This window comes from Hymenobacter piscis (genome assembly GCF_018760735.1).
Taxonomy (GTDB): domain Bacteria; phylum Bacteroidota; class Bacteroidia; order Cytophagales; family Hymenobacteraceae; genus Hymenobacter; species Hymenobacter piscis.
Window position 1 is genome coordinate 1 of record NZ_JAHHZN010000008.1, and the last position, 19,035, is coordinate 19,035.

Here is a 19,035-nt window from a genome sequence, read left to right on the forward strand (position 1 = left end):
CACGCGAAACCTTCCGTCAGCACGCGAAACCTTCCGTCAGCACGCGAAACCTTCCGTCAGCACGCGAAACCTTCCGTCAGCACGCGAAACCTTCCGTCAGCACGCGAAACCTTCCGTCAGCACGCGAAACCTTCCGTCAGCACGCGAGATTCCTCGGCTTCGCTCGGAATGACGTTTTTCTCACCTCTTCCCCCCAAACCTTAGGCCCGCACCCATAACCTGCAGCGCGCTTCCACAGTTGAATTAGCGAGGCCCCGGCGCAAAGCTCCGGCCTTGGCCGCCAGCACCTAAGCCCGCAGCCAGCCGCTACCAGCTAACCGTCAACGCCATGAACATTCTGCTCACCGGGGCCACCGGCTACATTGGCCAGCGCCTGCTGCCGCTGCTCGTGGCCGCGGGCCATCATGTGGTCTGCCTCGTGCGCGACGCCCGCCGCTTCGAGTTTCCCGAAGGCCTGCGCGCCAACATCAGCGTGGCCGAAGGCGACCTGCTGCGGCCCGATTCCCTGACTGATCTGCCCCGTACCATCGATGCGGCCTACTACCTGGTGCATTCCATGAGCGGGCACGACAAAGACTTTTACCGCCTCGAGCAGGAATCGGCGCGCAATTTTGTGGGCTACCTCAACGGCACCGGCTGCCGGCAGGTCATCTACCTTTCGGGCATTGCCAACGACCGGGCCCTGAGCGTACACCTTCGCTCCCGCAAGGCCGTGGAGAAGGTGCTCGGCCAGGCCGCTACGGCCCGGCTCACGGTGCTGCGGGCCAGCATCATCATCGGCTCGGGCTCGGCCTCCTTCGAGATTATCCGGGATCTGGTGGAAAAGCTGCCCGTGATGGTGACGCCCCGCTGGCTCAATTCCCGCTGCCAGCCCATCGGCATCCGCGACGTGATGCACTACCTGCTGCAGGTGCTCGACAACCCCGCCGCCCGGGGCCGCTCCTTCGATATCGGCGGGCCCGACGTGCTCACTTACCGCCAGATGCTGCTCGGGCTGGCCGAGGCCCGGGGCCTGCGCCGCTACATTATCACGGTGCCCGTGCTTACGCCCCGGCTCTCGTCGTGGTGGCTGTACCTGGTCACGAGCACCACGTTCTCGCTGGCCCAGAGCCTGGTGGAGAGTTTGCGCAACGACACCGTGGCCGACCCCGCCCGCAGCATTGCGGCCGTGGTGCCCCACCCCTGCATGAGCTACGCCGCGGCCGTGCGCCTGGCCTTCCAGCGCATCGAGCAGAACGAAGTGGTCAGCAGCTGGAGCGACGCGCTCAGCAGCGGGGTGATGAAGAAGCACCTGATGGACCACATTCAGATTCCGCGCTATGGCCTGCTGCAGGACCGCCAGACGCTGCGCTTCACCCGCCCGCCCCAGCAGGTGCTGCAAAACGTGTGGAGCATCGGGGGCGAGCGGGGCTGGTACAAGGTCGACTGGCTCTGGCGCATCCGGGGCCTGCTTGATAAGCTGGCCGGGGGCGTGGGCCTGCGCCGGGGCCGCCGCTCCCCCACCGACCTGCGCGCCGGCGACCCGCTCGACTTCTGGCGCGTGCTCGTGGCCGACCGCGCCGGGGGCCGCCTGCTGCTCTACGCCGAAATGAAGCTCCCCGGCGAAGCCTGGCTTCAGTTCCAGGTGCGGCCCAACGACGACGGCTCCCACACCCTGGAGCAGCTGGCCGCCTTCCGCCCCCACGGCCTGGCCGGCCGCCTGTATTGGTATTCGCTGGTGCCCTTTCACTTCATTATTTTCAAGGGCATGATTGAGAACATCGTGCAGTACGACGAGCCGACGGCCTCCCCGGGCCGGACTGCCGGATCCGGTCCGGCCGTGTCCTCGCCGGTTCGCCTTTCCTAGCCCGCGCCGCTGCCTGCCCACGTCAGCCGGCCAGAGCCCCGCAGCTGAGCCCAACAAGCTCCGCGGCGGCTTCCGCCCTGAGCCCCGAATTGCCCGGATGGCGCGTCCGGCGGGCGGCGCAGACCCGCCCAGAAGTCTGCTAAAAGCCGGGCTACCGGCGGTAAAACCGTCTTTACAGGGTTTTCGGCGCGAAAGGTAAAGTCTGAATAGCGGCTATTCTGGTTGGCGGGAGGCGCGGGCGTGGCGCTACCTTGTCAGCAGTAGTCATCCCCCTATTCCCGTGTCCGGCTTCCCCAAGCTCCCCGTTACCAACCCATCCTTACTTCCTGATCCGGGCCGTCGCCGAAATCCTACTTGTGGTCCGGGCGGCGGCCTCTTTATTTCTGCTTAGCTTACTTCGCCCGTTGCCGCCGGCGGCTGGTTATTACTTCCCCAATTCATTCCCGTGCTTATGCTCCTATCTACGCTTGCTCCGGCCTGGACGCTGGCCGTGCCGGCCGACCCGCACTACGATTTCTACACCCCGTTTTACGTGCTGGCCTTCGCCCTCAACCTGGCGTTGCTGGTGTGGGAAGGGTGGCGGCGCGGCTACGCGCTGCGGCCCTGGCTGGTGGTGCTGGCCTGCACCACCCTGGCCTTTATTCTGGGCACCAAGCTGCTGGCCCTCACCGCGCCCGAGTGGCAGAGCCTGCTGCACACCGGCCGCTGGCCGGCTTCGGAGGCGCGCACGGTGCTGGGCGGAGCCCTGGCGGGCACGCTCACGCTGCTGGCCCTGCGCCGGCCCTTTGGCTTCAGCTGGCACGTGTTCGATGCGTTTACCCTGCCCATGTGCGCGGCCCTGGTGGTGCAGTGCCTGGGCTGCATCCTGACGGGCTGCTGCTTCGGTGAAGCCACGGCGGGCGGCTGGGGCTTTACCTACCCGCCCGATACGCTGCCCTACCTGGTGCAGGCCGTGCAGGGCCAGCTTCCGCGCGGGGCGGCGCATTCGCTGCCGGTGCACCCTACCCAGCTCTACTCCCTGCTGCTGTGCGCGGGCGTGGCCCTGGTGCTGCTGATGAGCCGGCGGCGCACCTGGCCCGGGGGCAGCCAGCGCCTGCTTCATTTGGGGCTGCTGCTCACGGGCCGGTTCCTGATTGAGTTCTGGCGCGACCCGGCCGGTGAGCAGGCGGGCAGCGCCATGCATAGCCACGCCGGCCTGGCCCTCAAGCAGGTGCAGTGGGTGCTGCTGCTGCTGGGCCCGGCCGTACTGGCGCTTTGGGTCTGGCGGGTGCGCCGGGGCTCCGTGCGGCGCCCCGAAACCGGCCCGGTTCAACACCCGGTGCGCAACCTGCTGGCCGTAGCGGCCCTGCTGGCCCTCACGGCCTGGCTGGGTCCGGTGGCCCTGGTGCGGCCCGAAGTGCTGGTTATCAAAACCCTGCTGCTGGCCGTGGTGGTGCTCGAAGGCGGGGCCCTGCTGCTGGGGGCCGCCGAGGCCGCCCGGCCCGCCCGCGTGGCCCTGCCCCTGGGGCTGGCCTGCACCGTATTCGTGCTCACCAGCCAGGCCCCCGTAGCCGACAGTACGCATCACGAACGATTCACTACTATCAGTGGGAGCCTGAGTACCGGCTCGTTCGAGCGGCTCCAGAACACGGGCAGCGGGGGCTGCGGCGGTTCCTCGCAGCTGCTGGCCTACCGCCACCGCTACACCACCGGTACCCTCGATGTTTCGTCCAGCAATGTTTACCACACCCCCGATCAGCCGGACTGGGGCGGCAACACGTACGGCGTACGCCTGCACGCGGGCTCCGATCAGCAGCGCGTTTTGCTGCCCGATACTGTCCCCTTCGCGCCTGATTACAGGGCGCGCTCACTCATCCTGGCCATCAACCCTTACATGCGTATGGAGCGTCACTGGGTGGGCTTCGGGGCAGGACTCATGGTGGGTAGTCTGGGCTTCCATCGCATCAATTTCGGCGACGAGCAGAGCGCGCTGGACGTGCAGGCCTCCGTGCGCATCGGGCCCCGCAAAATCGTGTACGGGCTGGCTGAATATAACTTCCTGGGCTACGGCTCGGCCAACCCCCAGCACCGACTGGGCCTGGGCACTGGCTTCAACGGTTCGCGCTGGCAGCTGCTGGCCGGCGCCGCCACGGCCAAAGACTACGAAATCCTGCCGGGACAAAGCCGGTGGTCGGGCTTCGTGGAGGCGCAGGGGCAGTTTTCGGACCGTTGGCAGGCCAGCACGTTCCTACTGCTCGGCAACCCCAACCAGCGCCAGGCCGGCCTGCGGCTGGGCTACCGAATTCCCCGCAGGTAACCAGGACGAAAGCCGGGCTGCACGCCTGGCAGCCTTAGGTTATTGCCACGCAGCTGCCCCGGCGCGGCGGCGCGCATCGTACTGGCCGTGCAGCTGCTGGAGCAGGTAGGTACTGAGCGTGGCCGGGGCCTTCCAGTCGAGGACGTGGTAGGGCCTCTGGGCGGCCGCCGGCCGGGCCAGCAGCAGCCCCAGCAACAGGAGTAGCGGAAGAAGTGGGCGCATGGGTGGAGGTGGGTCGAGTGATTGTTCTGGTGCGTTGGCTTGTGGAATTCATTTAGAAAGCTAATTTTGATTCTGAGGCAAATACGCTAGACTTGCCAGACCATAAAATCACCTCTCTTCTTTTGCTATCTAATTCGGATTCATGAAAACAATCGTATCGAAAAGGCGTTTTTCTAAATTTTATCTACCGCTGATAATTACATCTTTCTTGTATTTCGCTTTAGGAAGCCTACTTGTTTCAGGCGCAATATTCTCTCTTAATGAGGATAAATCAAAAGATAATAGCTACTTCTTTTTAGTAGTTGGTTTTATTTTCTATATCTCCTTTATTTATAACATATATACATATTTTAATAATACACCCTTGATAAAGCTAAACTCAAAAAACATCTATTTTAATAATCATAACTATTTAATATCCGAAATAAATAAAATAAATTTATCAGGAAAACAACCTTTTAATCATATAATAAACCTTCCCAAGGAAGGCGCTGAATTAATATTCAACGATGATAAATCAAGATATATTTTTGATGATATGTATTCTAATACGTGGGAGATAAAATCTTTTTTGGCAGAAATTTTTGAGAAAAACAAAGGCACTTCACCCGAACATATCAATTATATTTCATCAGATGATAATTCTCTATACTCATTCAAGGGACATCAACTATTATCTTTCACTGGAATTTCATTCTGGTCTTTAGCAATATTTTTTTTATATATAATATTAGCCGGAAACAGTGACAGTTTTATGTTCTTAGGAATTGTATTTTCACTACTGCTTTTGCTTCTAATTTGTATAACATCATTCATGAATTATTTTCAAATATTAAATAACGATTTAATCATCGTAAATCACATCATATTTTGGAAAAAAGAATTGTATAATATGCAAAATATACGAGAAATCGTATTTGAGCAGAATGGAAATTTACCAAATATACTAAGAATAATTACACATGACTTTAAAAGCAAAACCTTCTCAGCCACTACCCTTAGCAATAAAAAATGGCTCGACTTCAAGCACAAGCTAGAAGAATACGACATTAAGGTCAGAAATGAATCTGTGTATTAGATAACTACCGATAGCTAAAATAAACATGTAACAGTAAAGAAGCCCCGCCCGAAGCATGCAGCTTCCGGCGGGGCTTTTCGCTGCTAACGGGCCTGAGGTGCCGGGGGCAGCGGCCGGTTTTTCCGGGGCTGGCCGGCGTTTCGTGAACAGTGCAACCCGGCTGCTGTAGAGACGCATAGTTGCGTCTCACGTTGAGCGACGACGTAATAACGACGCGTACAAGGAGACGCAACTATGCGTCTCTACGATCAGGCATACCGTTCACGAAACCGCTACCTAACCGGCCGGGGCTAGATGTGCTCCGGCAGCAGGGTGGCATCTTCGAAGTTGCCCAGGATGGCTTTTTCACCTTCCGTGACGGCTTCCACCAGCAGGGCGCCGCCCACGAAGGCACCCTTCCACGACTCGCCGAGGCCGCCGAACACTTCCTCCCGGTCGCCGCGGCTGCGGAGCTTGTTGAGGCCCACTTTGAAGGCGCGCACTTCCTTGGCGGTGCGGGCGGCCCACTTCTGGTCGTCGGAGGCCAGGGCGGCCACCAGGGCGCCGTTGCTGATGTTCATTTCGCCCACCAGCTCCTCCACCCGGTCCACGAGCACGATGCTGTCGATGGGGCCGAAGGGCTCCTTGAAGTAGAGCTCGCTCTGGCGGGGCAGGTTCACGAGGGCGCGGGGGGCGCGGTAGGCGCTCCGGTCCTGGCCGGGCAGGAACAGGCTTTCATCCAGCTTGCCTTCATAGATGGGCGTGGCGCCGGTTTTGAGCGCGTCCTGATAGAGGCGGTCGAGGTCTTCGGCCTGGGCGCGGTTGATGACGGGCCCGAAAGCCAGGTCGGGCAGCTGGTCGTCGGCCGAATCCACGAGCGTGGGGTTGCCCACTTTCAGGTTCTTGATGGTGTTCCAGTAGGTTTCCACGAACTGCGGGAACAAGCGGCGCTCCACCACGAAGCGCACGTAGGCCGTGCAGCGCTGCTTGCCGTAGTCGTAGCCCTTCTTGAGCTGCTCGGCCAGGCCGTCCCAGTCGGAGTAATTCCAGATGCCGTAAGTGTTCACGCCTTCCATTTCCAGCATGTAGCGCTTGTCGTTCTGGCCCAGGGCGTCGGCAATGTTGCGGCCGTTGTAGCGCCCGCCCACGAAGCTGAGGCAGTCCACGGCGTCATTCTTCACCAGCACGTCGCTGAGCTCCCCGCCCGAGCCGCTGACCAGCGTCACGGGCAGGCCGCAGCGGCGGGCAATGGCGAAGGTCAGGCTGAGCGAAATGAAGCCGCCATCAGTGGGCGTTTTGGCAATCACGGCGTTGCCGCACAGGGCCTGCACCAGCACCGCGTGCAGCAGCACCGACATGGGGTAGTTCCAGGAGGCAATGTTGCTGACTAGGCCCAGGGGCTTGCGCTGCCCGAGCATGCTTTCGATGTTGTCCACGTACCACTGCACGCCGTCGATGGCGCGGTCGATGTCGGTGAAGCCCAGCTTGTAGGTTTTGCCGATTTCCCACATCAGCAGCTTGCCCACCAGCTCCACCTGCGGGCGGAGCTGGTCGAGGCAGTCCTGCACGCGGCGCTTGCGCTCATCGAGGTCCACGCGGGCCCAGTCGGCGGCTTCTTTTTTGGCGGCCTGCACGGCGCGCAGGGCGGTGGCTTCATCGAGCATGGGCAGCCAGCCGAGCTGGGTGCCGTCGATGGGCGAGATGAACTCGCGGGGTTTGCCGGGCTCCTGCCAGCGGCCTTCCATGAGGTTGAGGAAGCCGTTGCCGTCGGGGGTGAAGATTTCGGGGGCGGCGGCTTTGGTCTGTTGCAGCAGGAAGCCAAACTCCACCTGCGGGGAAATCATTTTTGCCATGGGGAAAGAAAGTGTAGGGTTTCGGAGGGCGGCAACCGCGGCCCCGGGGAGAACGTGCGCGTCAAGGTAAGCGCTGCGGGCGGTTTGCCCGCACGCGGACTAACAACCAACTGGAATTTCTACGGGTTTTAGTTGGACTCCGCCGTTTCCGCTAACAGACTGGCTACCAGCTCTGGGGAGCCAATAAACAACGGGCTGCCCTGGTGAAAATCTACGGGTTCCAGGTCGAGCACCGGCCCCGTTCCCGTTTCGGCCCGGCCAGCCCCAGCAGGGCCAGCAAGACAGGTAGCCTTTTCATAGCTCAGAAAGCAAGGAGAGTTAGGCCGCAGGAGCCGCGTCGAGGTCGATGCGCTTCATGCGGGGAGCCAGAAAGTGCATCAGCACCCAGGCCAGCAGGTAGGCCGCGCCGCAAATCCAGAACATGATGAAATAGGCCTTATCGAGCTGCCCGATGCTTTCGTAGTACACAAACATGCGCTTCTGCACCAGCGCCGACAGCACAATGCCGCCGAAGCCCCCGGCCATGCCCCCGATACCCGTCACCGAGGCCACAGCTTTCTTCGGGAACATATCCGACACGGTGGTGAAGATGTTGGCGCTCCAGGCCTGGTGGGCCGCCGCCGCAATACCAATTACCAGCACCGCCAGCCACATATTCACCTGCCCCAGCTGCTGGGCAAACACAATCGGGAACACGCACAAGGCAATGAGCAGCATGCTGGTTTTGCGGGCCCGGAACGGAGCCCAGCCGCGCTTGATGAAGCTGAGCGGAATCCAGCCGCCGCCCACGCTGCCCACGCTCGAGAGCAGGTACACCATGGCCACGGGCAAAGCAATATCGGTGCCCTTGAGGCCGTACTGCTTGCTGAGGAAATCGGGGAGCCAGAACAGGTAAAACCACCACACCGGATCAGTCAGGAACTTGCCCAGCACGAAGGCCCAGGTCTGACGGAAAGTGAGCAGCTTAAACCACGACACCTTAGGCTCGGTGGTAATGGCCGCGGCGGCCTGATCGTCCACGTCGCTGTGGATGTAGTCGAACTCGGCCTGGGTGAGGCGGGCCTGGCGGGCGGGCACTTCATACAGCCAGAACCACAAGGCCAGCCACACGAACCCGAGCGCCCCGGTAATCACGAAAGCCCACTTCCAGCCGATGGTTTCGGCAATGAGCGGCACCGTGAGCGGGGCAATGATGGCCCCCACGTTGGAGCCCGAGTTGAAGATACCGGTAGCCAAAGCCCGCTCCTTTTGCGGAAACCACTCGGCCGTGGTTTTGATGGCTGCCGGAAAGTTGCCGGCCTCCGTAACTCCCAGAAACGCCCGCGCCACCGAGAACCCCAGCGTGCTGCTCACAAACGCGTGCCCAATGGCGGCCAGGCTCCACAGAAAAGTAGACAGCGCGTAGCCAATTTTGGTCCCGAGCTTGTCGATAACCCGCCCCACGCCCAGCATACCCAGCGAATACGCCAGCTTGAAGGCAATTTCGATGTTGGCGTAGTCGCCCGCGTTCCACTTGAACTCGACTTCGAGGTAAGGCTTGAGCAGGGAAATAACGGCCCGGTCGAGGTAGTTGACGGTGGTGGCGAAAAACACCAGCCCGCAAATCGTCCAGCGGTAGCGGCCGAGGCCGGTAGTCGGCGGTGCGGCCGGGGGCGCAGCGGCGGAAGTCTGTATCATGGCGCTCATGGGAATTCGGGGGCTGATACTGGAAAGGAAATTTGGAGCAGCCGGCCGTTGGGGCAACCGGCGCTGTCGGGGTATTTGGCCGTTTCAGGGCATTTAGCGCTGTCATCCTGAGCGGAGCGAAGGACCTTATCCCGTTAGCACGGCTCGTTCAGGCGTGAGAAGGTCCTTCGCTGCGCTCAGGATGACACGGCGGTCAGGATGACACGGCGGTTTGGGCAAAGGCCAGCAGGTCGGCAATCTGCCGGCTGAGGGCCTCGGTATCGTTGGGGTTCTTGAAGAGTTGGGAACCCATACCCACCACATTCACGCCGGCCCCGAACCACTCACGCAGGCTGGCTTCGGTGGGCTCCACGCCGCCGGTTACCATCAGCGGCACGCTTGGCATCGGCCCGCGCAGGCTTTTGATGAAGCCCGGACCGAGCACGTTGCCGGGGAAGATTTTCACGATGGCCGCGCCCAGGCGGGTGGCCTGGAAAACTTCCGAAACCGTCATGGTGCCGGGCAGCCAGGGCGTATCGTTGCGGCGGCAGGCATCAGCTACGTCGGCCGTGAGGCAGGGCTGCACCACGAAATCGGCCCCCGCCTGAATAAAGCGCTTGGCCTCTTCCGCCGTGTAAATGGTCCCGATACCCAGCAGCATATCCGGGCAGTGGTCGTGCACGTAGGCCACCAGCTGCTCAAATACATCAAAGGCATTGCTGCCCCGGTTGGTAAACTCAAACACGCGCAGCCCGCCCGCGTAGCAGGCCGCCAGAATTTGCTGGGCAAATGCCGCGTCGGCGTGGTAGAACACCGGCACCACCGGGTAGCGCAGCACGGTTTCGAGGATATGTTCGGGAGAGAAGCGGGGCATTTTGCAGTTAGTTATTAGTTGTTAGTTGCTGGTTGTCAGTTGTCAGTGGATTGATTCACTGACAACTGACAACCAGCAACTAACAACTATCTGAGTAGGCGGCCAGTGGTGTTGCCGGCCACGATGTGCTCGACTTCGGCGGGGGTTACCAGGTTGATGTCGCCGGGGATGGTGTGCTTGAGGGCGGAGGCGGCCACGGCAAACGTGAGGGCCCGCTGCACCGTGGCGTAGGTCAGCTGGCCGTAGATGAAGCCCGAAATGAAAGAGTCGCCGCCCCCGATGCGGTCCACCACGGGGTTGATGTCGAAGAACTCGGTTTCGTGGTACTCGCCGCCGCTGAAGGCCAGGCCCTGGATGCGCTCATGCGAGGCGCTGCGGGTGTCGCGGCGGGTGGCAATGACCGTCCGGATCTGCGGAAACCGTGCTATCAGCTGCTCACTCATCGACACAAAGCTGTTGTCGGTATCGGGGGCGGCTTTGATGCCGAACAGGTCCTCGGCGTCGCCTTCGGTACAGACTACCAGGTCGCAGCCGGCCACCAGCTCGGGCATCACGTCCTGGGCGCGCTGGCCGTACTGCCACAGGTTGCGGCGGTAGTTCACGTCGGCCGAGACGGTGAGGCCGAGGCGGCGGGCGGCGGCAATGGCCTCGCGGGTGGCCTGGGCCGCCGTGGCCGAAATGGCGGGCGTGATGCCCGTCCAGTGCAGCCACTGAGCGTTCCGGAACACCTCGTCCCAGTTAAACCACTCGGGCTGCAGGTTGGCGAAGGCCGAATCGTAGCGGTCGTACACGATGCGGCTGGCCCGCAGCGAAGCGCCTACTTCCAGGAAATACAGCCCCAGTCGCTGCCCCCGAAACACGCAGTGCTGCATGTCCACGCCGTGGCCGCGGAAGTGCTGAGCGGCAGCCTGGCCCACGGCGTTATCGGGGAAGCAGCCGGCGTGGGCGGCCGGCACGCCCAGGTAGGCCAGCCCGGCAGCCACGTTGGCGTCGCCGCCGCCGTAGGTGATATCCAGCGAGCTGGCCTGCGACAAGCGGTTCTGCAACGGCGGCGACAACCGCATCATGATTTCACCAAAGGTGACGACTTGCTTCATGTGTAGGATGATGCTGGGGATGTGAGAACGTCATTCCGAGCGTGCGAGGAATCTCGCGTGCTGACGTTGTAACGCTAGCTCCGAAGTCAGCACGCGAGATTCCTCGCACGCTCGGAATGACGTTCATTTTACACTTACACCGCGGCCGGTTCGGCAGGCACTTTCTCGAAGCCGAAGTAGGCTTTGGCGTTGTGGTAGCAGATGTTCTGCACGATGCTCCCGAGCAGCTCCAGGTCGTCGGGCAGCTCGCCGTTTTCCACATCGGTACCCAGCAGGTTGCAGAGCACGCGGCGGAAATACTCGTGGCGCGGGTACGAGAGGAAGCTGCGCGAATCGGTGAGCATGCCCACGAAGCGGCTCAGCAGGCCCATGTTGCTGAGGGCGTTGAGCTGCTTTTCCATGCCGTCCTTCTGATCCAGAAACCACCAGCCCGAGCCGAACTGCACCTTGCCGGCCACCGAACCGTCGTTGAAGTTGCCCACCATCGTGGCCATCAGCTCGTTGTCGGCGGGGTTGAGGTTGTAGAGGATGGTTTTGGCCAGCTTGTCCTGCCCGTCGAGGCAGTCGAGGAAGCGGGACAGCGCCCGGCCCTGCGAGAAGTCACCGATGGAGTCCCAGCCGGTATCGGGGCCGAGCTGGCGCAGCATGCGGGCGTTGTTGTTGCGCAGCGCGCCCAAATGGAACTGCTGGGTCCAGCCCTTTTCCCAGTCCATTTCGGCCAGCAGAATCAGCAGAGCCGATTTGAACAGCACCACTTCAGCGGCGGTCAGCTCCGCCCCTCCCCGAATTTTGAGGAAGATATCGTTGATTTCCGCGTCGGTGTAGTCGGCGGCGTAGAGCTGCTCCAGGCCGTGGTCGGAAAGGCGGCAGCCCAGGGCCGCGAAGTAGTCGTGGCGCAGGCGCAGGGCCGTTTGCAGGTCGTGGTAGGTGTGGATGTCCACGGCCGCCGACTGGCCCAGCTTGTCGAGGTAGGCGTTGTAGGTGGCGGCGTCCTCCACGGCCATGGCCTTATCGGGGCGGAACGTGGGCAGCACCTGAATTTCAAAGCCGCTGCTTTGCAGGGCGCGGTGGTGCTCCAGGGAGTCAGACGGGTCGTCGGTGGTGCAGAGGGCCTCCACATTCATCTTGCGCAGCAGGTTGCGCACCGAGTACCCGGGGGTTTGCAGCAGGGCGTTGCACTGGTCGTAGATGCGGCGGGCGGAGGCCGGATTCAGCAGCTCCGTGATGCCGAAGTAGCGCTGCAGCTCCAGGTGCGTCCAGTGGTAGAGCGGGTTGCGCACGGTCTGGGGCACGGTTTCGGCCCATTTTTCGAACTTCTCCCAGTCGGAGGCGTCGCCGGTGATGTAGCGCTCGGGCACGCCGTTGGTGCGCATGGCCCGCCACTTGTAATGGTCGCCGTAGAGCCACACCTGCGTGATGGTGTCAAACTGCCGGTCCTCGGCAATCTGGTCGGGCAGCAGGTGGTTGTGGTAATCAATGATGGGCATCTGCTGGGCATACGCGTGGTAGAGCGTGCGGGCCGTAGCGGTCCGAAGCAGGAAATCCTCGTTGAGAAAGGGCTTCATAAGCGGCAAAAACCAGTGGGTGGTTCCCGGTGGGGGGAAGGATGGGTCGGTTAAAGATACCGGGTTCCCTGCCCAATAGATGGCGTTTCCGGCGCCTGCACGCATATTTACTCTACGCAAACGTTCCCGGTAGCCGGGGTTTCATTGTTGGTTGTTGGTGGGTGGTTTTTCGTTATGCTGCGCTCGTGGCGGCACCGAGCCAGAGCCGCAGCATCCTCTGCGCTTCGTGGCGGCAGTAGTCCGACGGAGTGGCGCCGGGCGCCGGGCTGCAGGCGCGTTAGCCGCCTGGGCGGTAAGCAATGATGGCGGGCTCGACGGTACGGGCGGCGGGACCCCAGACCGGTTTTGCGGTTTCGAATACGGTCTTGCCGGGCAGAACAGCCTGCCCGCATGGGCTGCTGCTCCGGATGCAGGAAAAAGCGCCAGCCCGAAAGCTGCGGCCAGGGTATTGCTGCGCGGCATTTGGCTACTACTTCGGGCTGGTCTGGCTGCCCGTTACGCGCTGCAAAATAGCATTTCCCCTACCCGCCCAGCTTCCGCCCCAGCCACAGCAGCGCGCTCAGCACCACGCTCACCACCAGCATCGACACCCAGGGCACGGAGAGCCGGAAGCCCGGCCGCTCCACCCGCACGTCGCCCGGCAGCCGCCCGAACCAGCCCAGCAGGCTCCCGCCGCCCAGCCACAGCAGCGCCCCGAGCAGCATCAGGCCCAGCAGGAAGAGGGTTTTACCGACATGGGGAGGCATACAAGATGGTCTTAAGGTCTACCCAATTCATGCAACAAGGCATATAGCCGCCGCAACCCCAAAGTCCCCATTCCATTCAGATCATCTATGTTTTTCTTTTTCCCACGCTCATCCTCTACCATTAACTCAACATAGGGGGTATGATTAACATGAATGCTGCCGTAACTACTTCGCAGGGCAGAATAATTGATATAAGACAGTAATTGAATGAGCCGCTGCCGTTGCGCGGGCGTCAGTAGTTTTCGCTGTTGAGCTAGTGAATTCTGAGTGCTGTCACGACTATCCGTACGTTGCTCCCAGAACTGAATAGAGTCTCCTCTTACTGCAATGCGGGTATGAATAGTTTGATGGTAGGAGTAACTGCTTTCGTATGTGAGCTGTCTAATCTGGCGAGGAACAGGCTGGGAGTTATATTCTACGAATCCACCAGATACGAAGCTCAATAGCGAAATGCGACGGCCTACCAATTGCCCCCTCCCTCCTCTCCTTCTGGCAAAATCAGCGTATTTCAGTAGGTCCTGACCACCGCGCGCAACTACCCGGGCCACGGGCTGACGACGTTTCACGGCGTTATAAAAATTGCGCACTACCTGGAATTTGGTCCCCGTATCCAGCACGCAAAACACAAACGGAATATCCTTGCGCCGGGCCAGTACCAGCAAATCGGGCAATCCGTTGTGGTCGAAATCGGCCTTAAACCACGTCTGTGCTCCCCGCACCGCAAACCGGGTGGAACGATACGGTTGGTACGCCGACACGGCCGAATCGCCCAAGATTGCTTCTTCGAATTCCCAGCCAAACGGACGGATAAGCTCTAGCACCTGCGCGTCCGTTTTTATGGCCGCAATCTGGCCGGGAATATACTCCTGCGCCGCTATTTGCAGCGGCAAAATCCCGAACAGCAGTAAAATCAGGCCGAGCAGGAAGATGGTTTTACCGAGGTGAGGAGGCATAGAATTGGACTTATAAATAACTATGGAATCAACAAAAAGACCATCATGCTGAGCGGAAGCGACGCATCTCTATTGCAAGGCTAATCATGTCGATTGCGACGAAGCGGTAGAGATGCTTCGACTCCGCCTCCGGCTGCGCTCAGCATGACGGTCTTTTGGCCTCGCGTATCACCTGCATCACCCCTTATTATCAAACACCGGCTCAATGCGCCCTTCGGCCCCTACCTGCAGGGCGGCTTCGTAGCGGTTGCCGGTTTTGCTGGAGAGGAAGCCGCGGATGACGCCGGTTTTACCTTTGCGCAGGAGCAGGTTCATCTGGGTGTCGGTGAGGGTTTTGCCGCCCCAGGTGAAGGGCACGCGGAACTGGCAGTCCTCACGGAAGCGGGAGCAGCCCCAGGCGCTGTTGCCGCGCAGCATCTGGCCCAGGCGGCACACCGGGCAGGGTATCTGGCCGGGGTCCTGGGCGGTGGTGGGCTTGCTTTCGGCGGCGCGCACCAGCTCCAGGGTGCGGGCGGACGTGAGCCGGATGGCGGCATCGAACTTGTGGCCATCGTCGTCCAGAAAGCCCTTCATCACCTGGGTGCGCCCTTTTTTGATTAGGTCGGCGGCCTGTTTATCGGTAATTTTCTTGCCCTCGAACTCGGTGGGCAGCCGGAACTGGCAGCCTTCCTTCCAGCGCGAGCAGCCAAACGCCGCCTTGCCCCGCAACACGTGCCCGGAGCTGCAAACCGGACAGGGGCCCAGCCCTTCTTTGGTTGCTGGTTGTTGGTTGTTAGTTGTTGGGCGAGCGGGCGCGGCCTTGCCCGCCGTGGCTCCCTTTCCCGCAAGAGCCACGGAACCCGCTGGCGGCGCCACCGTGCTAATCGCCCTACCGGAGCCGTCCTGCTTCACTTCCTGCACCATTTCGCGTACCAGCTGCTTGAGCTCGCCCAGAAACTGGTCCTGGTTCAGCTCGCCCCCCTCAATCTGGCGCAGCTTCTTCTCCCACTGGCCCGTGAGCTCCGCCGATTTGAGCGTGGGGTTGCGGATGAGGCCAATGAGCTCGATGCCGGTGGCCGTGGGCACGATTTTCTTCCGGTCCCGCACGATGTAGCCGCGCTTGAACAGGGTTTCGATGATGGCGGCGCGGGTGGAAGGGCGGCCGATGCCGTTTTCCTTCATGGCCTGGCGCAGCTCGTCGTCGTCGACGTTGCGGCCGGCGGTTTCCATGCCGCGCAGCAGCATGGCCTCGGTGTAGTCGCGCGGGGGCTGGGTCTGCTTGGCGTCGAGGCGGGGCTGGTGGGGACCCGATTCGTCCTTCACGAAGGCCGGCAGCACGGTGCCCACCACGTCATCATCTTCTGGTTGTTGGTTGTTGGTTCTTGGTTGTTGGCCCGGCGCCTGCTGCTTCTCCGGGTCGCCGTACACTTCGCGCCAGCCGGGGCTCAGAATCTGCCGGCCCCGGACCCGGAACGTGAGGCCCGCCACGTCGGCCGTTACGGTCGTGTTCGACACTTCGCAGTCGGGGTAAAACGCGGCCAGGAAGCGGCGCACGATGATGTCGTAGACCCGTTGCTCGTGGCCGCCGAGGCCGTTTGCGCTGGCCCCGGTCGGGATGATGGCGTGGTGGTCGGTGACTTTGTTGTTGTTGAAGACCTTGGCGCTCTTGCGGATTTTGGGGGCTGCCAGCAGCGGGGCCGTGAGGGCCGCGTACCCGCCCAGGCCGCGCAGGATGCCGGCAATTTTGGGGTATTGGTCGTCGGGCAGAAACGTGGTATCCACGCGGGGGTAGCTCACCACCTTCTTCTCGTAGAGGCCCTGCACCGTCTTGAGCGTGTCCTCGGCCGAGAGGCCCAGCTGGTTGTTGCACTGCACCTGCAAAGAGGTCAGGTCGAACAGCGCGGGCGGGCTTTCCAGGGCTTTCTTGATGATGACGCTGGTGACGGTCAGCGGCTGGCCGGTCACGCGGGCCAGGGCGGCGTCGGCCTCCTCCTGGGTCACGAAGTAGCCGCGGGCCTTGAGGCGGGCCTTTTCGTCGGGCTCGTCGTCGTCCTTGCCCGGTTTCACCACCGCCACGTGGCTGAACAGGGTGCTGCGGTACTCGGCCCGCAGCACCCAGTAGGGCTCGGGCCGGAAGTTCTGGATTTCGTGGTAGCGGTCAACCAGCAGGGCCAGCGTGGGCGTCTGCACCCGCCCGATGCTGAGCACCTGGCGCTGACCGGGGGCGTACTTGAGCGTGAACAGGCGGGTGGCGTTCAAACCCAGCAGCCAGTCGCCCACGGCCCGGCTCTTGCCGGCCTGGTAGAGCGAGTCGAACTCCGAGCCCTCGCGCAGGTTCTGGAAGCCCTGGCGGATGGCTTCCTCGGTGAGGGAGGAAATCCAGAGGCGCTTGGTGGGCTTGCGGTATTTGGCCTCCAGCAGCACCCAGCGCTGAATCACCTCCCCTTCCTGGCCGGCGTCGCCGCAGTTCACTACCTCGTCGGCGGTAGCCAGCAGGTTTTTGATGACGGTGAACTGGCGCACCACGCCGTCGTCGCGGCGCATGAGCTTGATGCCGAACTGCTCGGGCAGCATGGGCAAATCGTGGATGCTCCAGCGCTTCCACTCGGGGCGGTAGTCCTCGGGCTCGCGCAGCTGGCAGAAGTGGCCGAACGTCCAGGTCACCTGGTAGCCATTGCCCTCGTAGTAGCCGTCCAGGCGGCGGTCGGCCCCGAGAACCTGGGCAATTTCACGGGCTACGCTGGGCTTTTCGGCAATGCAAACAATCACGGATTACGCTGATTTGGGTCGCTGATTTCGCTGATTCGGGGGGCAGCGGGGAATCAACAAAGATAGGCCGGGAAAAGGTCGCGGGCCCGGTGGGAGCCCCCGCCTTCCGGGGCGTTTCCACCGGGCCCGCAACCTTTTCCCGGTCCTTCCGGCGTAGGTTGCGCTGTAGTTTACGGCCCCTGGTCTGGTTTGACCGGGCTTCCGGCCGGGGCGGGGCGGGGCATTTCGTACTCGCCCACGCGGCCGAAGTTGCGCTCGTGCCGGATGCCGGCGTCTTCGCCGTAGGGGTGGCCGCCGAAGCCGTGGCGCATCATGGCAATGGCCTTGGCCCAGGTGGGGTTCTGGTCGCGGGAAGTAAAGAGCTGCATCACCGACTGCGCAATAACCGGAATGGGCACTTCCATGCGCAGGGCGTCGGCAACCAGCCAGTTCACCTCGCCGGTGTCCTCGATGTAGCTGGGCACGTTGAAACTTTGGTCCTGCTCGTCGTACATCTTTTTCATCAACTCCACCAGCCAGGAGCGCACCACCGAGCCGTTGTTCCAGAGGCCCAGGATGGCACTGATATCGAGCTCGTCCCGGAAATGGGTGAGCATGCCCATGCCCTCGCCAATGGCCTGGAGCATGCCGAACTCGATGCCGTTGTGCACCAGCTTCACGTAGTGGCCCGAGCCGGCCGGGCCGGTGTGCAGGAAGCCGTTGGGCACGGCCGTTTCCACGAAGAAGTCCCGGAGCTGGCTGACGGCCGCCGCCTCGCCGCCCACCATGTAGCAGGCCCCCGTGCGCGCGCCGCCCGGGCCGCCGCTGGTGCCGCAGTCGATAAAGTAAATGCCCTGCGTTTTCAGGCGCTCGGCCCGGCGGATGGAGTCGCCCCAGTAGGAGTTGCCGCCATCCACGATGATGTCGCCGGCCTCGAAATGGGGCAGCAGCTGGTCGATGAGGCCGTCTACGGCGGCGCCGGCCGGGATATAGAGGAACACCTTGCGCGGGCGTTCCAGCCCTTTAGCCAGCTCGGCAATGGTGGTGACCACGTGCAGGTTGTCGGTTTCCAGATCCGGGCGCGGGCGAATATCCATGCCGACCACGGAGTAGCCTTTTTCAGCGGCCTGCTGGGCCAGGCCGGCGCCCATTTTGCCTAAGCCAATGACGCCAATTTGCGTTTTGTTCATCTGTGTATGAGGGAAGGAGTGAAAGGGTGACCCGGTGAATGAGCAACCCAGTGCGTACAGGAAGTTTCATTGTTGCGGCGCGGGAGTGCCCCGCAGCAGCGGACTGCCAGGTGCCGAGTCACTCATTCACCGAGTCACTCATTCACTTCTGCCCTACCGCCGACGGGCAATGACGCGGGCCGGGGCTCCGTCGGCGCCGGCAATCTTGAGGGGCAGACAGATCAGCTCGTACTCACCCGGCTCGGCGTGCTGCAGGGCCAGGCCCTCGATGACGCTGATACCGGCTTCAAGCAGAATGTGGTGGGTATCGGCGGGGCCCACGGAAAGGTAATCCACCCCCACGCAGACTACGCCCTGGTCGCGGAGCCAGGTGGCGGCATCGGCGCGCACCCGCACGAAATCGGGGTCGAAGGGCGCGGTGGCCCACTGGCGGCGGGAGTTGCGGGTTTTGAACAGCACCCGGCTGCCTTTGCCCAGCTTCAGGTGCTCGATTTCAGCCTTCGTGATGAACTGCGGGTCCTCAATTTCGACCACCAGCGCCGGGCCCATGAGCGTGTGCAGGTCCAGAGTGGTGGCGTCGCCGCCGTCGGCCAGGAAGTGCAGGGGCGCATCGACGTGGGTGCCCGTGTGCACGCTCAGGCTCATTTCCGTCACGTTGGCCGCGTCGCCGGCGGCCAGGCTGAGCGTTTTTTTGATGTGGACCGGGGCGTTATCGGGCCAGTAGGCCATGCCGTCGGAAATCGTCGTCGTGAAATCGAGCCAGTTCATGCGTTGGTTGTTGGTTGTTGGTTGTTGGTTGTTGGTTGTTAAGGAAAAGGAACGTCATTCCGGGCCAAGGCGCGGCCGAGGAATCCCGCGTGCTGCTGTTGTGCTGGTAACTCAACGTCAGCACGCGAGATGCCTCGGCTGCGCTCGGAATGACGTTCTGTTGAGGTTGTACTTAT

At 62.0% G+C, this 19,035-nt stretch carries 14 protein-coding genes; 3 read left to right on the top strand and 11 right to left on the bottom strand.

The window, feature by feature from the left end; genetic code table 11:
- Nucleotides 1–328: 328 nt before the first annotated feature.
- Nucleotides 329–1,846: an SDR family oxidoreductase gene (locus KLP40_RS10310; protein ID WP_215593697.1), complete on the top strand. Its 1,518-nt coding sequence runs from the start codon at nucleotides 329–331 to the stop codon at nucleotides 1,844–1,846.
- Nucleotides 1,847–2,297: 451 nt separating this feature from the next.
- Nucleotides 2,298–4,142 carry a prolipoprotein diacylglyceryl transferase family protein gene (locus tag KLP40_RS10315; protein WP_215593698.1) on the top strand — a complete coding sequence of 615 codons (1,845 nt, stop codon included), beginning with the start codon at nucleotides 2,298–2,300 and terminating at the stop codon, nucleotides 4,140–4,142.
- Nucleotides 4,143–4,181: 39 nt separating this feature from the next.
- Here KLP40_RS10315 and KLP40_RS10320 read toward each other — a convergent pair whose 3' ends face one another.
- Entirely contained in the window at nucleotides 4,182–4,364 is a 183-nt protein-coding gene (locus KLP40_RS10320) for a hypothetical protein (protein ID WP_215593699.1), read from the bottom strand.
- Nucleotides 4,365–4,506: 142 nt separating this feature from the next.
- Here KLP40_RS10320 and KLP40_RS10325 point away from each other — a divergent pair, with 142 nt between their 5' ends.
- Complete coding sequence (locus tag KLP40_RS10325) at nucleotides 4,507–5,442, top strand: hypothetical protein (RefSeq protein WP_215593700.1); 936 nt, start codon at nucleotides 4,507–4,509, stop codon at nucleotides 5,440–5,442.
- Nucleotides 5,443–5,732: 290 nt separating this feature from the next.
- On the opposite strand, the gene KLP40_RS10330 is transcribed toward KLP40_RS10325, so the two are convergent.
- From KLP40_RS10330 to KLP40_RS10375, 10 genes are all read right to left on the bottom strand, one after another.
- Nucleotides 5,733–7,274, bottom strand: a complete 1,542-nt coding sequence (locus KLP40_RS10330; protein WP_215593701.1) for an aldehyde dehydrogenase family protein — start codon at nucleotides 7,272–7,274, stop codon at nucleotides 5,733–5,735.
- A gap of 318 nt (nucleotides 7,275–7,592) precedes the next feature.
- Entirely contained in the window at nucleotides 7,593–8,951 is a 1,359-nt protein-coding gene (locus KLP40_RS10335; RefSeq protein WP_215593702.1) for an MFS transporter, read from the bottom strand.
- 202 nt (nucleotides 8,952–9,153) lie between these two features.
- A complete protein-coding gene (locus KLP40_RS10340) occupies nucleotides 9,154–9,813 on the bottom strand; it encodes a beta/alpha barrel domain-containing protein (RefSeq protein WP_215593703.1) in 660 nt (219 codons plus the stop codon).
- Nucleotides 9,814–9,899: 86 nt separating this feature from the next.
- Nucleotides 9,900–10,910, bottom strand: a complete 1,011-nt coding sequence (locus KLP40_RS10345) for a sugar kinase (RefSeq protein ID WP_215593704.1) — start codon at nucleotides 10,908–10,910, stop codon at nucleotides 9,900–9,902.
- A 134-nt stretch (nucleotides 10,911–11,044) separates the two neighbouring features.
- On the bottom strand, nucleotides 11,045–12,475 hold the full coding sequence (gene uxaC / locus KLP40_RS10350; RefSeq protein ID WP_215593705.1) for a glucuronate isomerase: 1,431 nt from the start codon (nucleotides 12,473–12,475) through the stop codon (nucleotides 11,045–11,047).
- A gap of 521 nt (nucleotides 12,476–12,996) precedes the next feature.
- Nucleotides 12,997–13,221 carry a DUF2905 family protein gene (locus KLP40_RS10355; protein ID WP_215593706.1) on the bottom strand — a complete coding sequence of 75 codons (225 nt, stop codon included), beginning with the start codon at nucleotides 13,219–13,221 and terminating at the stop codon, nucleotides 12,997–12,999.
- Nucleotides 13,222–13,232: 11 nt separating this feature from the next.
- On the bottom strand, nucleotides 13,233–14,174 hold the full coding sequence (locus KLP40_RS10360; RefSeq protein ID WP_215593707.1) for a hypothetical protein: 942 nt from the start codon (nucleotides 14,172–14,174) through the stop codon (nucleotides 13,233–13,235).
- 177 nt (nucleotides 14,175–14,351) lie between these two features.
- Nucleotides 14,352–16,922 carry a type IA DNA topoisomerase gene (locus KLP40_RS10365; protein WP_215593708.1) on the bottom strand — a complete coding sequence of 857 codons (2,571 nt, stop codon included), beginning with the start codon at nucleotides 16,920–16,922 and terminating at the stop codon, nucleotides 14,352–14,354.
- Between the two features lie 170 nt (nucleotides 16,923–17,092).
- The gene (locus tag KLP40_RS10370; RefSeq protein WP_317196768.1) at nucleotides 17,093–18,151 is read right to left on the bottom strand and encodes an NADP(+)-dependent, decarboxylating phosphogluconate dehydrogenase; all 1,059 of its coding nucleotides are present in this window, start codon (nucleotides 18,149–18,151) and stop codon (nucleotides 17,093–17,095) included.
- 93 nt (nucleotides 18,152–18,244) lie between these two features.
- Nucleotides 18,245–18,859 (bottom strand): cyclase family protein, encoded by a 615-nt coding sequence (locus tag KLP40_RS10375; protein ID WP_215593710.1) that lies wholly within the window; start codon nucleotides 18,857–18,859, stop codon nucleotides 18,245–18,247.
- Between the last annotated feature and the right edge of the window lie 176 nt (nucleotides 18,860–19,035).

Bases quoted from the DNA above. Each gene is read 5' to 3' on its own strand.
- KLP40_RS10310 (WP_215593697.1), top strand. From the start codon at position 329: ATGAACATTCTGCTCACCGGGGCCACCGGCTACATTGGCCAGCGCCTG.
- KLP40_RS10315 (WP_215593698.1), top strand. From the start codon at position 2,298: ATGCTCCTATCTACGCTTGCTCCGGCCTGGACGCTGGCCGTGCCGGCC.
- KLP40_RS10320 (WP_215593699.1), bottom strand. From the start codon at position 4,364: ATGCGCCCACTTCTTCCGCTACTCCTGTTGCTGGGGCTGCTGCTGGCC.
- KLP40_RS10325 (WP_215593700.1), top strand. From the start codon at position 4,507: ATGAAAACAATCGTATCGAAAAGGCGTTTTTCTAAATTTTATCTACCG.
- KLP40_RS10330 (WP_215593701.1), bottom strand. From the start codon at position 7,274: ATGGCAAAAATGATTTCCCCGCAGGTGGAGTTTGGCTTCCTGCTGCAA.
- KLP40_RS10335 (WP_215593702.1), bottom strand. From the start codon at position 8,951: ATGATACAGACTTCCGCCGCTGCGCCCCCGGCCGCACCGCCGACTACC.
- KLP40_RS10340 (WP_215593703.1), bottom strand. From the start codon at position 9,813: ATGCCCCGCTTCTCTCCCGAACATATCCTCGAAACCGTGCTGCGCTAC.
- KLP40_RS10345 (WP_215593704.1), bottom strand. From the start codon at position 10,910: ATGAAGCAAGTCGTCACCTTTGGTGAAATCATGATGCGGTTGTCGCCG.
- uxaC (WP_215593705.1), bottom strand. From the start codon at position 12,475: ATGAAGCCCTTTCTCAACGAGGATTTCCTGCTTCGGACCGCTACGGCC.
- KLP40_RS10355 (WP_215593706.1), bottom strand. From the start codon at position 13,221: ATGCCTCCCCATGTCGGTAAAACCCTCTTCCTGCTGGGCCTGATGCTG.
- KLP40_RS10360 (WP_215593707.1), bottom strand. From the start codon at position 14,174: ATGCCTCCTCACCTCGGTAAAACCATCTTCCTGCTCGGCCTGATTTTA.
- KLP40_RS10375 (WP_215593710.1), bottom strand. From the start codon at position 18,859: ATGAACTGGCTCGATTTCACGACGACGATTTCCGACGGCATGGCCTAC.